Origin of the sequence: Okeania sp. SIO3B5 (assembly GCF_010692555.1) — a bacterium.
GTDB lineage: Bacteria > Cyanobacteriota > Cyanobacteriia > Cyanobacteriales > Microcoleaceae > Okeania.
The window spans coordinates 18,626-34,107 of sequence record NZ_JAAHHG010000061.1 but is presented as its reverse complement, the minus strand read 5'-3'; the positions used below and the strand labels follow the sequence as shown (position 1 = coordinate 34,107).

The 15,482-nt window shown below is 36.2% G+C and carries 17 protein-coding genes and 1 CRISPR repeat array; of the genes, 8 read left to right on the top strand and 9 right to left on the bottom strand.

What is annotated here, in order from left to right; all coding sequences use genetic code 11:
* The first annotated feature begins 320 nt into the window (after positions 1–320).
* Positions 321–854 carry a Uma2 family endonuclease gene (locus tag F6K54_RS11295; protein ID WP_293077462.1) on the top strand — a complete coding sequence of 178 codons (534 nt, stop codon included), beginning with the start codon at positions 321–323 and terminating at the stop codon, positions 852–854.
* 285 nt (positions 855–1,139) lie between these two features.
* Here the strand turns inward: F6K54_RS11295 and F6K54_RS11290 are convergent, their stop codons facing one another.
* Both F6K54_RS11290 and F6K54_RS11285 read right to left on the bottom strand, forming a co-directional pair.
* Positions 1,140–1,355 carry a hypothetical protein gene (locus F6K54_RS11290; RefSeq protein WP_293077460.1) on the bottom strand — a complete coding sequence of 72 codons (216 nt, stop codon included), beginning with the start codon at positions 1,353–1,355 and terminating at the stop codon, positions 1,140–1,142.
* A 133-nt stretch (positions 1,356–1,488) separates the two neighbouring features.
* Positions 1,489–4,065: a type II CAAX prenyl endopeptidase Rce1 family protein gene (locus F6K54_RS11285; RefSeq protein WP_293077459.1), complete on the bottom strand. Its 2,577-nt coding sequence runs from the start codon at positions 4,063–4,065 to the stop codon at positions 1,489–1,491.
* Between the two features lie 386 nt (positions 4,066–4,451).
* Here F6K54_RS11285 and F6K54_RS11280 point away from each other — a divergent pair, with 386 nt between their 5' ends.
* The 4 genes from F6K54_RS11280 (at position 4,452) to F6K54_RS11265 (ending at position 6,223) form a co-directional block, all read left to right on the top strand.
* Complete coding sequence (locus F6K54_RS11280) at positions 4,452–5,258, top strand: flagellar assembly protein H (protein ID WP_366558106.1); 807 nt, start codon at positions 4,452–4,454, stop codon at positions 5,256–5,258.
* Positions 5,259–5,347: 89 nt separating this feature from the next.
* The gene (locus F6K54_RS11275; protein WP_293077457.1) at positions 5,348–5,569 is read left to right on the top strand and encodes a hypothetical protein; all 222 of its coding nucleotides are present in this window, start codon (positions 5,348–5,350) and stop codon (positions 5,567–5,569) included.
* Positions 5,570–5,744: 175 nt separating this feature from the next.
* On the top strand, positions 5,745–5,990 hold the full coding sequence (locus F6K54_RS11270) for a hypothetical protein (RefSeq protein ID WP_293077455.1): 246 nt from the start codon (positions 5,745–5,747) through the stop codon (positions 5,988–5,990).
* Positions 5,991–6,037: 47 nt separating this feature from the next.
* Positions 6,038–6,223 carry a hypothetical protein gene (locus F6K54_RS11265; RefSeq protein WP_293077454.1) on the top strand — a complete coding sequence of 62 codons (186 nt, stop codon included), beginning with the start codon at positions 6,038–6,040 and terminating at the stop codon, positions 6,221–6,223.
* A 287-nt stretch (positions 6,224–6,510) separates the two neighbouring features.
* On the opposite strand, the gene F6K54_RS11260 is transcribed toward F6K54_RS11265, so the two are convergent.
* From F6K54_RS11260 to F6K54_RS11230, 7 genes are all read right to left on the bottom strand, one after another.
* The gene (locus tag F6K54_RS11260) at positions 6,511–6,735 is read right to left on the bottom strand and encodes a hypothetical protein (RefSeq protein WP_293077452.1); all 225 of its coding nucleotides are present in this window, start codon (positions 6,733–6,735) and stop codon (positions 6,511–6,513) included.
* A 219-nt stretch (positions 6,736–6,954) separates the two neighbouring features.
* A CRISPR array of direct repeats spans positions 6,955–7,998; the repeat unit is 29 nt; unit sequence TTACTATTGTCCAATAGTAGTGTGAGGCG.
* 60 nt (positions 7,999–8,058) lie between these two features.
* Complete coding sequence (locus tag F6K54_RS11255; RefSeq protein WP_293077450.1) at positions 8,059–8,181, bottom strand: hypothetical protein; 123 nt, start codon at positions 8,179–8,181, stop codon at positions 8,059–8,061.
* Positions 8,182–8,221: 40 nt separating this feature from the next.
* The gene (locus F6K54_RS11250) at positions 8,222–9,898 is read right to left on the bottom strand and encodes a HEAT repeat domain-containing protein (protein WP_293077448.1); all 1,677 of its coding nucleotides are present in this window, start codon (positions 9,896–9,898) and stop codon (positions 8,222–8,224) included.
* On the bottom strand, positions 9,838–10,248 hold the full coding sequence (locus F6K54_RS11245; protein WP_293077447.1) for a hypothetical protein: 411 nt from the start codon (positions 10,246–10,248) through the stop codon (positions 9,838–9,840). The genes F6K54_RS11250 and F6K54_RS11245 overlap by 61 nt, the downstream gene beginning before the upstream one ends.
* A 27-nt stretch (positions 10,249–10,275) precedes the next feature.
* On the bottom strand, positions 10,276–10,782 hold the full coding sequence (locus F6K54_RS11240) for a hypothetical protein (protein ID WP_293077445.1): 507 nt from the start codon (positions 10,780–10,782) through the stop codon (positions 10,276–10,278).
* A gap of 202 nt (positions 10,783–10,984) precedes the next feature.
* Positions 10,985–11,122 (bottom strand): type II toxin-antitoxin system RelE/ParE family toxin, encoded by a 138-nt coding sequence (locus F6K54_RS11235; protein WP_293077466.1) that lies wholly within the window; start codon positions 11,120–11,122, stop codon positions 10,985–10,987.
* A 125-nt stretch (positions 11,123–11,247) separates the two neighbouring features.
* Complete coding sequence (locus F6K54_RS11230) at positions 11,248–11,445, bottom strand: hypothetical protein (protein ID WP_293077443.1); 198 nt, start codon at positions 11,443–11,445, stop codon at positions 11,248–11,250.
* A 98-nt stretch (positions 11,446–11,543) separates the two neighbouring features.
* Between F6K54_RS11230 and F6K54_RS11225 the strand changes: the two genes are divergently transcribed.
* The 3 genes from F6K54_RS11225 to F6K54_RS11215 all read left to right on the top strand — a co-directional run bounded on the left by F6K54_RS11225 (position 11,544) and on the right by F6K54_RS11215 (position 15,051).
* Entirely contained in the window at positions 11,544–12,131 is a 588-nt protein-coding gene (locus F6K54_RS11225; RefSeq protein ID WP_293077441.1) for a Uma2 family endonuclease, read from the top strand.
* 391 nt (positions 12,132–12,522) lie between these two features.
* Positions 12,523–13,701, top strand: coding sequence for an LptF/LptG family permease (locus F6K54_RS11220; RefSeq protein ID WP_293077439.1), 1,179 nt, complete (start codon positions 12,523–12,525; stop codon positions 13,699–13,701).
* Positions 13,702–14,778: 1,077 nt separating this feature from the next.
* Positions 14,779–15,051: a hypothetical protein gene (locus F6K54_RS11215; RefSeq protein ID WP_366558105.1), complete on the top strand. Its 273-nt coding sequence runs from the start codon at positions 14,779–14,781 to the stop codon at positions 15,049–15,051.
* The last annotated feature ends 431 nt before the right edge of the window (positions 15,052–15,482 follow it).

Here is a 15,482-nt window from a genome sequence, read left to right as displayed (position 1 = left end):
TAGTGAATTTAGTACGAGAAGTGAGACAGGAAATTTCACAAGAACGCCATTTCAGTTATCAGTTATCAGTTATCAGTTATAAGTACCTCTCTCTGCCTAGTGTAAGGTAGCGTAACTGAGCGAAACCCTATATCTATTGTCAATGCGTAAGTCCTGATACTTTTAAATTAAAAAAAATGACTATTTCTCCTAGTCGTATATTTGAGGTAAACCTATCTTAATTTCTATTCCCTGTTCCCTATTCCCTAAAAAAAGAGGTAAACCTATCTTAATTTCTATTCCCTATTCCCTATTCCCTATTCCCTAAAAAAAATAAACTTATGCAATTATCAACTACTACTAATTCCTTAGACGCTTTTCTCCAACAACCCAATATCGAAACTTCTCCTGCTTGGGAATTTATCCATGGAAAACCACAACAAAAACCGATGCCAACCCTGTTTCATTCCCGCCTCCAGCGCAACCTCGTCAATACTATTAACAACAAAACCGAAGCTTATGAAGCTATTCAGGAACTCCGGTGCATTATTCCTCCCTTATCTCCTGTACCAGATATTGTGGTTGTCAAAAGCGATCGCCTTAGGAATCAAGATGGCTCACTGCAAGGTTCACCGGACTGGATAATTGAAATTCGTTCCCCGGATCAAAGCACATTAGACTTACAGAACAAGATTCTGCACTGTTTGGGTAACGGGACTCAACTTGCTTGGTTAATTGATATTCAGCGACAGCAAATCTGGGTTTGGGAGAACCAAGAACTACCACTGGTGTTTGCTGGAACTGATGTACTGCCCACTCTTGACAATATCTCAGATTTGACAGTGGAAAAAGTAATGGCTATGACTCAACAATGATCAAGCTAGATAGTGGCTAGACGCGGATTTTGCCACGGATATACGGATGATGTCAAATGATTAATCTGTATTATTATGACTCAACAATAATAAAGCTAGATAGTGGCTAGACACGGATTTTGCCACGGATATACGGATGATGTCAAATGATTAATCTGTATTATTATGACTCAACAATGATCAAGCTAGATAGTGGCTAGACACGGATTTTGCCACGGATATACGGATGGTGTTAGATGATTAATCTGTATTATTACGGATAATTTGTTCGCGGTTTTCTGTGGCTTATTGACGAGTTCGAGAAACCCATTCTTGAGCATCTTCTCCTACTAATGGATAAGTTGCTTTTCCTTGAATTTCACGCCATTTACGCCGAGGTTTAGGGGTTGAATTATCATTTATTTGAAGATTATTTGATAAATAACGCATTAATTGAAGTTTTTCTTCAATGTTTAATTTTTCTGATTTACTGATTAACTCATTTAATAATTCTTGAGACATAATGAATGATACCTCCTTACATTACCGAAAAAATTTGGTTTAAAGCCTCCCCTTTTAAGGGGATAATAAATAAAAATTTTCATAATTAGTCAATCCTATCCGCTTTCAAGGAGAGGTAATTATTCATTATTCATTATTCATTATTAATTGTTGAATTACTTCCATACAATTTTTCTTTACCACCTAACCAATATTGCCAAATCACAACTACTGCCCAATGAATAATTACCACAACCCACAAACAACCAGTTAATTGATAAGCTACTGTACATACTAATCCTAAAATTCCTGTTAATGTCAAAAAAATGGGTTTCATAAAAGTTGGGTTTCCCTGGGGATGGAAAGTTAGAGCATTTATTGGATGATAAATAATAAATAAGAATAAACTTAATGCTGCCCAAAAACACCACATAATAGTTGAAATTTTCTCGGTGGGATGAGGCAATAAGAAAACTCGAAATATTAACTCTTCCATAAAAGCTGGAGTAAAAAACGCCACTACCAAACCCTGAAATAATTCTTTGAGGTTGCCAAAACCTCGACTTACTCGTAAAAATCTAGAATTAAATCCTAACGGTAAAGCGATCGCTCCATAAATTAATAATGTTATCCCAACAACGAACCAATCTTGACTATTCATCAGACGAGAAGCAGATATCAAACGCTCAATTAATTTTGAAATTAGAGGAAACTGCCCAAATGCAACAGTCGGTGCCACTGGTTCAATATCTGGGTCATATCCTCCCACCTGATTAGTGCGGAGAAACCATAATTCTGCACCACTTTCTAGGAAAATAGTGCTAACTTCATCGTGAGCGCGACGAGGCATCATCGATCGCCAACTCAAAATACTGTTAACAATACTAATCTCATTCACAAACCCATTTCTCGCATTTATCCCTGCCAAATATTCAGCATTTTTCTGCCAGTCTGGGCGCACAACACCCCTTGGAACTAAAGCCTTTTCCAGTTTTTTCCCCAAAGAAACAAGTTGTTGAAACCTTAATGTTTGTGGGTTGTCGGGATGAGATTTTAGCCAGGTTTGAATTTCTGGTGTGGAATAAAATTTATTCTCAATACTTCTAATGGCAATAAAAAGTGCTTGACTAGAGTCTTGGACACAAGAAGTTGCCGGACTCACTCTTGCTACCCCCGTTCCATCCCCCGTGCGGTAGCGAGCTGTCATTATTTGTAATTGATACATAAATTCTCGGAAAGGGGAGAGGATGACACCGCCAAAATCATAATCTTTAAGTGCGTCTAATTTGACAACTATATCCGAGACTGGGCGAGTTCCTAACCATCCTTTTTCCAAATTTCCCATATAATTTTCCCAACTATGGGTACCGGAAATTATGCCGTTGGAGTTTTGGGCGTAAACTTGTTGGTATTTGATGTCAAATTGTAATTCGTTGGTAAAAGTATCTCGCACTACTTGAGCTAAACCGTAAGAAAAATGTCCGGTAACTGTTCCTACGAATACGGGTTCGCTTTTTTCTCCACCAATACCCCCGAATAGATGAATGACTAAAGCATAATCTCCTTCTTTTAGAAGAGAGTTGGGAGTAGGTAGGGACGTTGCATGCAACGTCTGTACAGAGTTGGGAGGAGAAAGTTTATCTACTTTACTTCCTTCTTCCCCAATAACTAATACACTTTGAATATTACCTTTACGACTTTCGGTATTTTGCCAATTTTGGCGGTCAATATATTTGATGCCTGCTGTTTTTCCCTGGATAGTTTGTTCCGGTTGTAGTTGAAAGAACGATCGTGGTTTTATTGCTTGGACTGTAAATATTCCTGCTGTGTCTTTTGCTCCATAAATATACCAACCTGCTTTCCCTGCTGGAGAGTCTGTTATTCCTTGGGGTGTTGATTGAAATAAATTGTTGGGTAGGAGTGGTTGTTGAGGAATGCGGATAATTTCTGTTGCGCTGTCGAATTTTTTGGTAGTGGGGTTGTAGTGACGTACTTGGAAAAGTTCGCTGGTGCATGGTTGGTTTCCAGGGCAATTTTTTGGAGTGGCGTTTGTAGTTGCCGTGCCCAGGATATCAACTAATGCGTAATAACGTCCGGTAATTTGCATGGGTTCGAGTGGAGTTTCCAGAATAGGGGAACCTCCTTCGTTTGTTGTAATTTTGACGTTTTCCAGACCGACTATCATATCGTCGTTAGGTCTAGCTCCGGCGAGAGATGTTAAGGGACCGACTTTGGTTAAACCATTGAGGCGAGTGGGTAAGACATTGCCGTTGTTACTACTGTTTTTAGCTGCTTGAGAAAATTGAATATCTTTCGTAACAGTTTCGACGAATGTTTGTGTTAATGGTTGTTGACTCCATTGCAAAGGCAGTATTTCCCCCTCTAAATTTTTAGCTGTTTCTGGAGCGTTATAGATTTCTATCCATACCCAGTCTTGTTGGTTGCTTGGTGGAGGGGTGTCTGGTTTTGGCAGAATGAGTCGCCCTACCCAGGTTGCTGTTGGGCGGTAGAGTTGGTTGTTAATGGTTTGTTCGAGTGGGTAATAACTGGGTTGGTTGAATAGTATTTGACTGGTAATGTCGTACTTTGATGGTTGTTTTGTTTGGGCGAAGGTGGGGGAAAGTAAGCAGAGGGTGAGGGAAATTAGAAAAACTATAACGATCCAGTTTTGGGTTAGGGAGGGGTAAGGTTTTGAGTGTTTGTGAGAAAGGATAGTAGGCCAATTAATCATTATTTTCAAATACTGCAACTATATGATATTAATCGATCTAAATACTTGTGTAGTAATTATGGGCAATAATATTAGACAGAGGCTAAAATGCTTACTATAATTCTTAGGACTTACGCAATACAACGTATTTTCGTCATTGCGACCGATAGGGAAGCAATCTCAAATCCTAGTTTTTCCTACCTCATGCGTAAGTCCTGATTCTTACTTTTGACTTTTGAATTCCGTTGACTTACTTTTGACTTTTGAATTATTAATTTGAATTCCATGAAACGGCATGACAAGATTTATCCATGACCAATTCGCTAAAGATTATTTAGAAGAATTATTATCCCAACTAGGAGAATGTCAAATTCCTCTAGAAATTCGCAGTGAAGTTAGACAAGTAGATGTCTTTTTTTGCTCCATCAACTCAACCAAAAGTTTCTCCAGAAGCATTAGGATTATTAGGAGAATTAGCTACAACAATTTGTCTATTTGAACCCTTTAGAAATCCTGTAACAATTGATGAAATTCGGAGTTGTTTACTTAAATTATTAGAGGTAAATACAGATTTTATCCGTCGAGTAAATCGGGAAAATACCCGCCTGAATGAAAATAATTATCCGAAATTATGGATATTAACACCTACAGCATCAAAGACAATATTAGAGGGTTTTGGTGCTAAAAGTGATGATGAAAATTGGAGTCCAGGAATTTATTTATTACCGGAATATTTCAGAGCAGGATTAGTAGTAATTCATCAATTACCAAAGACATTAGACACTCTATGGTTAAGAATTTTGGGCAGAGATAGAGTACAACAACAAGCAATTGATGAGCTAGAAGCATTGCCACCAGATAATCAATTTCGGTTAAATGCTTTGTTGTCATTATCATCTTTGCGTAGTAACTTAGAAGTAAGTTCTGAATTAGAAGTACAAGATAGGGAGTTAATTATGCGCTTATCACCACTATTATTAGAACAATTAGAAACTGCTACTCAGCAAGGTATAGAGCAAGGTATGGAGCGAGCTACCCGAATGGAGCGTACTGCAGTTATCGAAAATTTGTTGAGATTAAGGTTTAATTCTTTAGATGAAGAACTCAGAGGAATTATTCAACCAATGTCGTCATTATCTCCAGAGGAATTTCTTCCTTTACTTTTACAATTATCACGGGAGGAATTATTAGCAAGATTTAATAGTGAGAATTAATTCGGTTAAATGCTTTGTTATTATTATCGTTTTTGCGTAGTAACTTAGAATAAAGTTCAGAATTAGAAGTACAAGATAGGGAGTTAATTATGCGCTTATCACCACTATTATTAGAACAATTAGAAACTGCTACTCAGCAAGGTAGCCGAATAGTTATCGAAAGTGTGTTGAAAGTTAGGTTTAATTCTTTAGATGACGAACTCAGAGAAATTATTCAGCCAATGTTGTTATTATCTCCAGAGGAATTTGTTCCTGTGCTATTACAATTATCACGGGAGGAATTATTAGCAAGATTTAATAGTGAGAATTAATACAGTTATTTAGTTGTGAAAATTTCTAGGGATAAAATTATTTTGACTGAATGTTTACCTTTCGCTGTAGGAAAAAACTGTATTTAATCTTTGCCGATCGTTCTTGATAAAAAGTCTGAAAAAAAGGAGCGATCGCTTTTTTCTGCTATATAACCTATACTGAGGTAATATTATTATGCTAGAACAAGTGTTTAATTTAGCCAAACAACTTCCTGTTTCTGAACAAATTATTTTAATTGAAAAAATGATAGTTGAACTTAGGAAAAATAAATCTGCTCGATATTCTTTAATGCCTATAGAAAATTTACAGTCAGAATTTGCTAAAGATTTAGCAGAGGCAGGATATAAATCAAGAGAGGATATAGTGAATTTAGTACGAGAAGTGAGACAGGAAATTTCACAAGAACGTGATTTCAGTTAACAGTTATCAGTTATCAGTTATCAGTATCATCGGCTTTAGTTGGAGGCTTGAAATACGGAATTTTATTTTTTTATCTTTTTGAAATAGCTGGAGAAATAGTCGATAAAATTTGGCAAAATTTTCAAGTTTTTTATGTTCTAGTGGATGAATATGAATTAGAAATAATTGAGAATTTAGGTAATATTCCTAGAGAGGATGCAGGAGTTTATTTAACTGGTAAAACAGTTCATTAATGGATAATGGATAATGGATAATTGATAATTATCTCTGGTTAAAACCGAGAGGATTGAATATAAGGAGATATTATTTATTTTTTCCCCTTAAAATGGGAGGCTTCAAGGCGCGAATTATTTAATTATTAATTATTAATTATTAGGTAAAGCTCAATGTTTTGTGTCGGCAAACTATAAATTAGTTAAGGCTATTGTAGAAGAAACTGGAGAGTTTGAGTGTCTAACTCCTGAAGCTTTTATTAATAAGTATGTTTAAGTGATAACTCGCAAAAATCCAGAATTAAAGCCTAACGGTAAAGCGATCGCTGTTTTTTGAGTGTATTTCCAATCTCATTACTATTGTCCAATAGTAGTGTGAGGCGAGCGCTGTTTTTTAAGTGTATTTCCAATGTCGTTACTATTGTCCAATAGTAGTGTGAGGCGATCGCTCTTTTTTTGAGTGTATTTCCAATGTCGTTACTATTGTCCAATAGTAGTGTGAGGCGAGCGCTGTTTTTTAAGTGTATTTTCAATGTCGTTACTATTGTTCAATAGTAGTGTCAGGCGATCGCTCTTTTTTGAGTGTCGTTACTATTGTTCAATAGTAGTGTGAGGCGATCGCTCTTTTTTACAGCGGTTTTCATTTAAGTAGACCACAGTAGGGACGTTCCATGGAACGCCCCTACAAGGTTTTGTTTGTGAAGATGTGGTTCATCAACTTGAAAAGCGCTGTAAGTGTATTTTCAATGTCGTTACTATTGTCCAATAGTAGTGTGAGGCGAGCGCTCTTTTTTGAGTGTCGTTACTATTGTCCAATAGTAGTGTGAGGCGATTGCTGTTTTTTGAGTGTATTTTCAATGTCGTTACTATTGTCCAATAGTAGTGTGAGGCGAGCGCTGTTTTTTGAGTGTATTTTCAATCTGCTTACTATTGTCCAATAGTAGTGTGAGGCGAACGCTGTTTTTTGAGTGTATTTCCAATGTCGTTACTATTGTCCAATAGTAGTGTGAGGCGATCGCTCTTTTTTAAGTGTATTTTCAATCTGCTTACTATTGTTCAATAGTAGTGTGAGGCGAACGCTGTTTTTTAAGTGTATTTTCAATGTCGTTACTATTGTCCAATAGTAGTGTGAGGCGAACGCTCTTTTTTAAGTGTATTTTCAATCTGCTTACTATTGTCCAATAGTAGTGTGAGGCGAGCGCTCTTTTTTAAGTGTATTTTCAATGTCGTTACTATTGTCCAATAGTAGTGTGAGGCGAGCGCTATTTTTTGAGTGTCGTTACTATTGTTCAATAGTAGTGTGAGGCGAGCGCTATTTTTTGAGTGTATTTTCAATGTCGTTACTATTGTCCAATAGTAGTGTGAGGCGAGCGCTGTTTTTTGAGTGTATTTTCAATCTGCTTACTATTGTCCAATAGTAGTGTGAGGCGAGCGCTGTTTTTTGAGTGTATTTTCAATCTGCTTACTATTGTCCAATAGTAGTGTGAGGCGAGCGCTATTTTTTGAGTGTATTTCCAATCTCATTACTATTGTCCAATAGTAGTGTGAGGCGATCGCTTTTTTTTGAGTGTATTTCCAATCTCGTTACTATTGTCCAATAGTAGTGTGAGGCGATTGCTCTTTTTTGAGTGTATTTCCAATCTCGTTACTATTGTCCAATAGTAGTGTGAGGCGATTGCTCTTTTTTGAGTGTATTTTCAATCTGCTTACTATTGTCCAATAGTAGTGTGAGGCGAGCGCTGCTTTTTGAGAGTATTTTCAATCTGCTTACTATTGTCCAATAGTAGTGTGAGGCGAGCGCTGTTTTTTAAGTGTATTTCCAATCTGATTACTATTGTCCAATAGATAAATCAAAATCAATAAGCGGGAAAATCAGCGATCGCTCCATAAATTAACAATGTTACTCCTACCACTAACCAATCTTGAGTATTTATGGGACGAGAAGCAAATATTAGACGCTTAATTAAGGTGGAAATCATAGGAAATTTCTCTCAAGTTTATCGAAACACTGCTGTTATATTAGGTGAGTGTAAATACTACGACTAATCCTAACAAAAAGCATAAACACCAAAACAACCAGCGTGGTTTTTTCGGCCTAACAGGAGGATGCCAAGCTTGATAAAATTCTGGGTAGGGGAGAGTTTGGGCACACTTCCAGATTATTTCGTAGCATTTCTCGAAGCGATCGCTGTTAATTAAGTAGTTTATAGGTGATAGGTAGTCTTTTAAGGATGTGACCACTTTTGCCATCTGTTCTTCTACTAAAATTTGCCCTAAGCTTTCTGCTACTCGCCAGCGAGTATCATCATCAGCAGTTGACTCCAACAATTTCACCAAACCATCAATCGCTTTCTCATTGCCCGTGCCAATTTTCCCTAAGCTTTTTGCTGCTTGGTTGCGAGTGCCAATGTTCCAAAAGCTTACTGCTACTCGCTCGCGAGTATCATCATCAGCAGTTGACTCCAACAATTTCACCAAACTATCAACCGCTTTCTCATTGCCCATGCCAATTTTCCCTAAGCTTTCTGCTGCTTGCGAGCGAATCCTATAATCAGCAGTTGACTCCAACAATTTCACCAAACTATCAACCGCTTTCTCATTGCCCGTGCCAATTTTCCCTAAGCTTTCTGCTGCTTGCGAGCGAATCCTATAATCAGCAGTTGACTCCAACAATTTCACCAAACTATCAACCGCTTTCTCATTGCCCGTGCCAATTTTCCCTAAGCTTTCTGCTGCTTGGTTGCGAGTATCATCATCAGCAGTTGACTCCAACAATTTCACCAAACTATCAACCGCTTTCTCATTGCCCGTGCCAATTTGCCCTAAGCTTTCTGCTGTTTCCCTGCGAATCCTATAATCAGCAGTTGACTCCAACAAATGCAGCAAAGTATCAATCGCTTTCTGATTGCCTATGTCAATTTTCCCTAAAGTTTCTGCTGTTTCCCTGCGAATCCTATAATCAGCAGTTGACTCCAACAAATGCAGCAAAGTATCAATCGCTTTCTGATTTCCTATGCCAATTTCCCCTAAACTTTCTGCTGCTCGCCAGCGAATCCAATGACTAGAAGTAGACTCCAACAAATGCAGCAAAGTATCAATTCCTTTCTGATTGCCAGGGTCAATTTTCCCTAAAGTTTCTGCTGCTTGCCAGCGAGTATAATCATCAGAAGTAGACTTTAACAAATGCAGCAAAGTATCAATTCCTTTCTGATTGCCAGGGTCAATTTCCCCTAAAGTTTCTGCTGCTTGCCAGCGAGTATAATCATCAGAAGTAGACTTTAACAATTGCACAAAAGCATTGATAGTGTTTTTCCTTGGAGTTTCTAGCAAAACAGTCTGAGCTTCTTTTTCATTGAAAATATTACCCCAACCAACTACTTTCTTCACTATTTTATCAGTTTGGCTGCATTTGCTAAATTCACCGACTCCAGCAGCAGCCAGAAAATAAGCTTGATATTCATAGAAACCCCTATCTAATTTTTCCTTTGGTGGCAAAAAGTATTTACACCCATCCTTAAACTCAGTTAAAGCCTTAATAAACCCCTCTTTCTCTTCCTCCTCCACATCCTCTCGCCCCAACCACAACAAAATCACCTGCTTCCACTGCGGCTCAAAAATTCGATAACGTCTCCCCTTCACAGGTTTATTCTTGTGTTTGCGGGGCAAGAAAAAATCCCAATCAGCTCTAATATCCAATTCGCAATAGTTTGTAGCAGAGTAGTTTTTCCCGCCCCCGGTTCTCCAATTAAAGAAATTCTCTTGCCTTGACTTTTACCTTGTTTTTGCTGTAAAATCTCTTTTAAGAAAGTATTGTGGGTAAATCTTTGCTTTTCCTCATATTGGGGTTCATAAAGTTTCGCTCCCTGTTCGGGAGATAACCCATCTTGTTCTCGTTTCTCAGACTTTTTCCGTTCCACCAGTGCCAGAGGAACATAAATTTGTTCTCGGTGTTTTTTTGCCTCCTCATCATCGTGAAATAGGGAATTACTGGTTAGTTGATTATTCAGCATTTTCCAACAAACATTTTGCCATTCCTTGAGATTCAATTCCCTGCCCTGTTCAGGCGAAGTCAGTCAAATAGTAGTTCGCCTGTCAATCTTACGTTTGTCAATTTTACCAATTGTGTCAGCAACTATCCCATCTTTTTCTGTCTTTATTTTCTTCTCACTTTTTCCAACCACCATCCCACCTTTTTCCGCCTTAACTTCTTTTGCTACTATGTTGGCATTTTTGTTATCTTCCGATTCCAGAGACTTTAACGCTTCTCTAATTTCTGCCACCACCTCAGTCAACTTTGGATGAGGATTTTCTTCTACTGTCGCTGCCAACTCCTGTATTGTCCGAGCAACATCAGGATTTTCTGCTGCCTCCTGCATTTCCAAAACTGCCTGACCATAATCCAAAGGTTGCTCCGAAATTTGTTCAATAGCAGTTACAGTATTGGGAGACTCTTGTTTCAGATATTTCATCAACTTAGCACTTTTATCCCAAACCACCTGCCCAATATTTTCTCCAGTTTTTTCCAAAGCTTTTGTCCCCAATACAGCAGCTAGCGCCATTACAATAGTAATAGGTTCCATAATTTTCAGCCTCCTAAAATTAGACTCAGATTAAGTTAATTATTAGATAATATTCTAAACTATTCTATTTAATCGGGGCAAACTGAAAAAACGAATTAAACGAGTTGAGGAACATAGGAAAAATATAAGTATTAGACCGCTACAAAAATTATAGATTCTATTAATTACTCAACTTTTGAACAGAGCGATCGCTCTAGAAAAGCTAAGGAAAATATCTGTAAATTTCTTTTCGGTGAAGTATCCTAACGAAAGAGACTATACCATCATTAACTTTAATACCCAATCGGTAATCTCCTACTCTAATCCGATAGTATTCTGCCTCGCCTTTTAACTTTTTGATATTTCTAATTTTCGTTAAATTTTCCGCTTTTTAAACTTGCTCGATAATTTATTGAACTCTAGTCAATAAATCAGCATCAAGAATCTTTTGTAAATCTTTTTCAAAACTTTTTCTAAACTCAACATTCATAGCTTTCTCTTGAGAGTTTTGAATGTTTGTTCCCGACTAACTGTTTCAGTATTTTCACCTTCTTGAATAGCGTTTTTTATCAAAATATCTTCTAAAATTTCATAAAATTCCTCTTCTTGTTCTTGTAGTAACTCAATAATCGCTACTTTCAACAACTCTTTCAATTTGGTTTCATCTATAGTAATTTCAGCCATATTTTTTTGATAATTATTTACACAAATTATAACAATAATAGTGATTATAGCATATTTAATGATAAGATATAAACAATTAATTTAACTAAAAGAAAACTATGATTGCTCAACCCCAAGATTATCATAAAATGACTCCTGAAGAATATCTAGAATGGGAAGCTAAACAAGAATTTCGCCATGAATATATAGATGGAGAAATTTTAGCCATGACAGGAGGAAGTATTCCTCATAATAATATTGCTATTAATTTTTGTATAGCTCTCGTACCCCATCTCCGTCAGAGAGGATGTCAAGTAAATACGTCGGATGTCAAAGTTCGGGAGAGTAAAAATAGTCGTTATTTTTATCCCGATCTAGTTATTACTTGCAATGCTGACGATTTAAAATCTCGTGACTTTATCGAACATCCTACAATAATTATTGAAATTCTTTCCCCCAGTACAGAAAAATACGATCGCGGCGAGAAGTTTAAATATTATCGTCAAATTCCTAGCTTGCAAGAATATGTTTTAGTAGACTCAAAATCAATATCTGTAGAAATTTATCAACGTGGCGAGGGAAAAATTTGGCATTATTGTGCATATACAGAAGGAGAGTCAATTACATTATCCAGTATTGAATTTACTTCTGCTATTGAAGTTTTATACGAAGGAGTTAACTTTGAAACCGATACCGTCGAACAATAATAAACTTAGTGGGAGCATCTTGCTCCCTTGATATTCAAATTATTTTGGTTACAGAAAACGATAGCAGGAACATCTTACTTCCCTGGTAGACTTTGCTTATTCTCCTCTACAATTAATCAGAATTACAGCGTTTTCCATTGTTATGAGGTACACCCCGAAGCGGGCAAGATGCCCGCACTACAATATCTTCACTATTCATTTTGTACATCATTTGCCCGAAATATGCTATAGTTTCCTCTTCTCAATTCTCTACTTCCTGAAATTTTGATTCAGATACGTTAACCTTAAATAATATTCTGAAAAATTCCCATTTCATTTTGTTTATAAGAATAGGTAATTCTAAATTCTAAATTCTAAATTCTAAATTCTAAATTCTGAAAATCTGAACTATATGGAGCGCAGTATCTCAAAATCTTTATTCTTCCTACAAAGGCTGGAACCCAAAATTTCAGTCATGGATCGCTACATCATTACAGAATTAATTGGGCCATTTCTCTTTGGTGTAGGATTATTTTCATCCATCGGGGTAACAGTAGGGGCAATGTTTGAGTTAGTCCGAAAAGTTACAGAATCTGGACTACCTATTTCTATTGCCTTTCAAGTATTTCTATTAAAAATGCCAGAATTTATTGGCCTGGCATTCCCGATGGCAATGGTGCTATCTACTCTCATGGTTTACAGTCAGATGTCTAGCAATAGTGAGATAGTTGCTATCCGTAGTTGTGGCATTAGCGTCTATCGAATGGTGGTACCTACAGTCATATTCAGTCTGACGGTAACTGCTTTAACTTTTGCCATCAATGAGGTAATTGTACCCAATGCTAATTATCAAGCATCTCTGACTTTAGAGAGAACTTTAGATCGAGAAGATCCTCCTTTTAGGGAAGAAAATATTATCTATCCAGAATTTGGCCAAGTTGAGCGGCCAGACGGAAGCAAGGAAGATACCTTGACTCGTTTATTCTATGCCGAAAAGTTTGATGGTAAGTATATGAAGGGAGTAACTATTATAGATCGTTCCCAATATGGAATTGACCAAATTGTGTCCTCTGAGTCAGCAACCTGGAATCCAGCAGAAAATATTTGGGACTTGTTTAATGGGACTATTTATATTGTATCTCCAGATGGTTCCTACCGTAATATTGTTAAGTTTGACCATCAAGAATTAAAGCTTTCTACAGCCCCTTTAGATTTAGCAGGTAAAAGACGTACTTATCAACAGATGAATATTCCTCAATCTTATGAATATTTGGAGTTAATGCGACTGAGCGGAAATCATCGGAAAATTGTTAAAACTCAGGTCAGAATTCAACAAAAATTTGCTGTACCTTTTGTGTGTTTGGTTCTGGGTTTAGTAGGAGCAGCTTTAGGAATTAGACATCAGAGAAATGCCAATAGAGGTACTAGCTTTGGTATTAGTGTGATAATTATTTTCGGCTACTATTTACTTTCTTTTCTTACAGGAGCAATGGGGCAAAAAGAGGTTTTGACTCCTTTTTTGGCTGGATGGTTACCAAATTTTCTAGGTCTTGGAGTGGCAGTATTATTGTTAGTAAGAGCCTCTCGTTAATCAAGTCAGAAGTCAGAAGTCAGAAGTTGTTTTTGTAACAGGAATTTCTTAAGCCTGAAGTCATAACTTAGAAGTTCAATTATTACTTTATTTTTATGATTTTGCTCAAACCAGAAAAAAGACAAAATATTTAACTAATAACTGATTAAAAGGCAGGGTTTTAGACCCAATTATTTTGATAGTTCAAAACTAGGGTGTACAAATATTGAGCAATTGAAGATTAAGGGTAATCCAAGTAACATTTGCCTACCTTTTTATTCTTTGGTACGACTTTTTTTCATGTCATTTATTGATAGAAGTAGCACCAAAAAACTCTGCTCTGAAGACTATTATTTATATGAAATAGGTTAATCTAAAATATTGTAGCTTTTTGCTAAGACCTGCAAAATATAGGTGGGTCTGTTCAACAATTAATAATTAATAATTAATAATTAGGGTTTGCTGAAAAAGTCTTATGGGTGAGGGTAGGAGTCAGAATTCAGAATTCAGAATTCTGAATAAATGGGAATTACAGAGGATGTAGTTGGAAGAATTTCTCCTTAATTTCTCCGTCCAAGTCTTGTCAAAATCCTAACTTTTTGAGCATTTTCAACTGAAAACCAGGTACTGCAATTCGACCCTAAAAATCATCAAACCAATATAAGTCAATACTTTGATATTTAATCAGCAAGCCCTAATTACCTCTTCTTAAAAACGGATAGGATTGGTTAAAAGGAAATTTTTTTCTTGATTATCCCCTTAAAAGGGAAGGCTTTAAACCAAAATTTATCGGTAATATGTGAAGATTCACTGCCCCTCCCCAATAATTTAATTTTCCTTTATTACAACCACCTCTTTTTCCTTCTGCTTATAATGCTAAAGCATGAGTTGCTTTTCTAATAAAACCTAGCTCCTTTTTTACATAATTAAAATTATTTATCTCGTATTCATGACTTTGAGGGAGTTTTAATGAATATAAACTTGCCAGCTTTTATAGTAAGATTTAATTCTGACTATATTAGTAAAGCTTTTACCTAAAACTAAAAGTAATAGCTGATTGCTGATAGCTGACGGCTGAACGCTTACCTATAATCAAATATGTCAAATACTTTAATATCCAAATTAAAAATTAGTAGATTTTTATCAATTTTACATAAAAATTTGATAAGTCGAAGCTGGATATTCTGGTTTGGTTTAAGTTTAGCTATTGTCTTAATTTATAGTTTTCAATCTCTCAAATTTTCCCTCCAAAGTGAATATTTCATCCAAGATGATGCACGACAACATATATTTTGGATGCGTCGTTTTTTCGATTCGGAATTATTTCCTCAAGATTTCATTGCTGACTATTTTCAATCAGTAGCTCCATAATAAAGTCAAAAGTCAAAAGTCAAAAGTCAAAATTAATAACTTACAATAAATTGGAAAAAATGATTCAGACTAAACAACGATTGGCAATCATATCATGTCTTATAAAATCCCTAGTCTATAATCGTAAGCATTCAGCTATTAGCTATTAGCTGTTAGCTCTAATGAGGGGGTTTTAATAAATATAAACTTTAAAGCCAGCTTTTATAGTAAGATTTAATTCTGACTATATTAGTAAAGCTTTTACCTAAAACTAAAAGTAATAGCTGATTGCTGATAGCTGACGGCTGAACGCTTACCTATAATCAAATATGTCAAATACTTTAATATCCAAATTAAAAATTAGTAGATTTTTATCAATTTTACATAAAAATTTGATAAGTCGAAGCTGGATATTCTGGTTTGGTTTAAGTTTAGCTATTGTCTTAATTTAT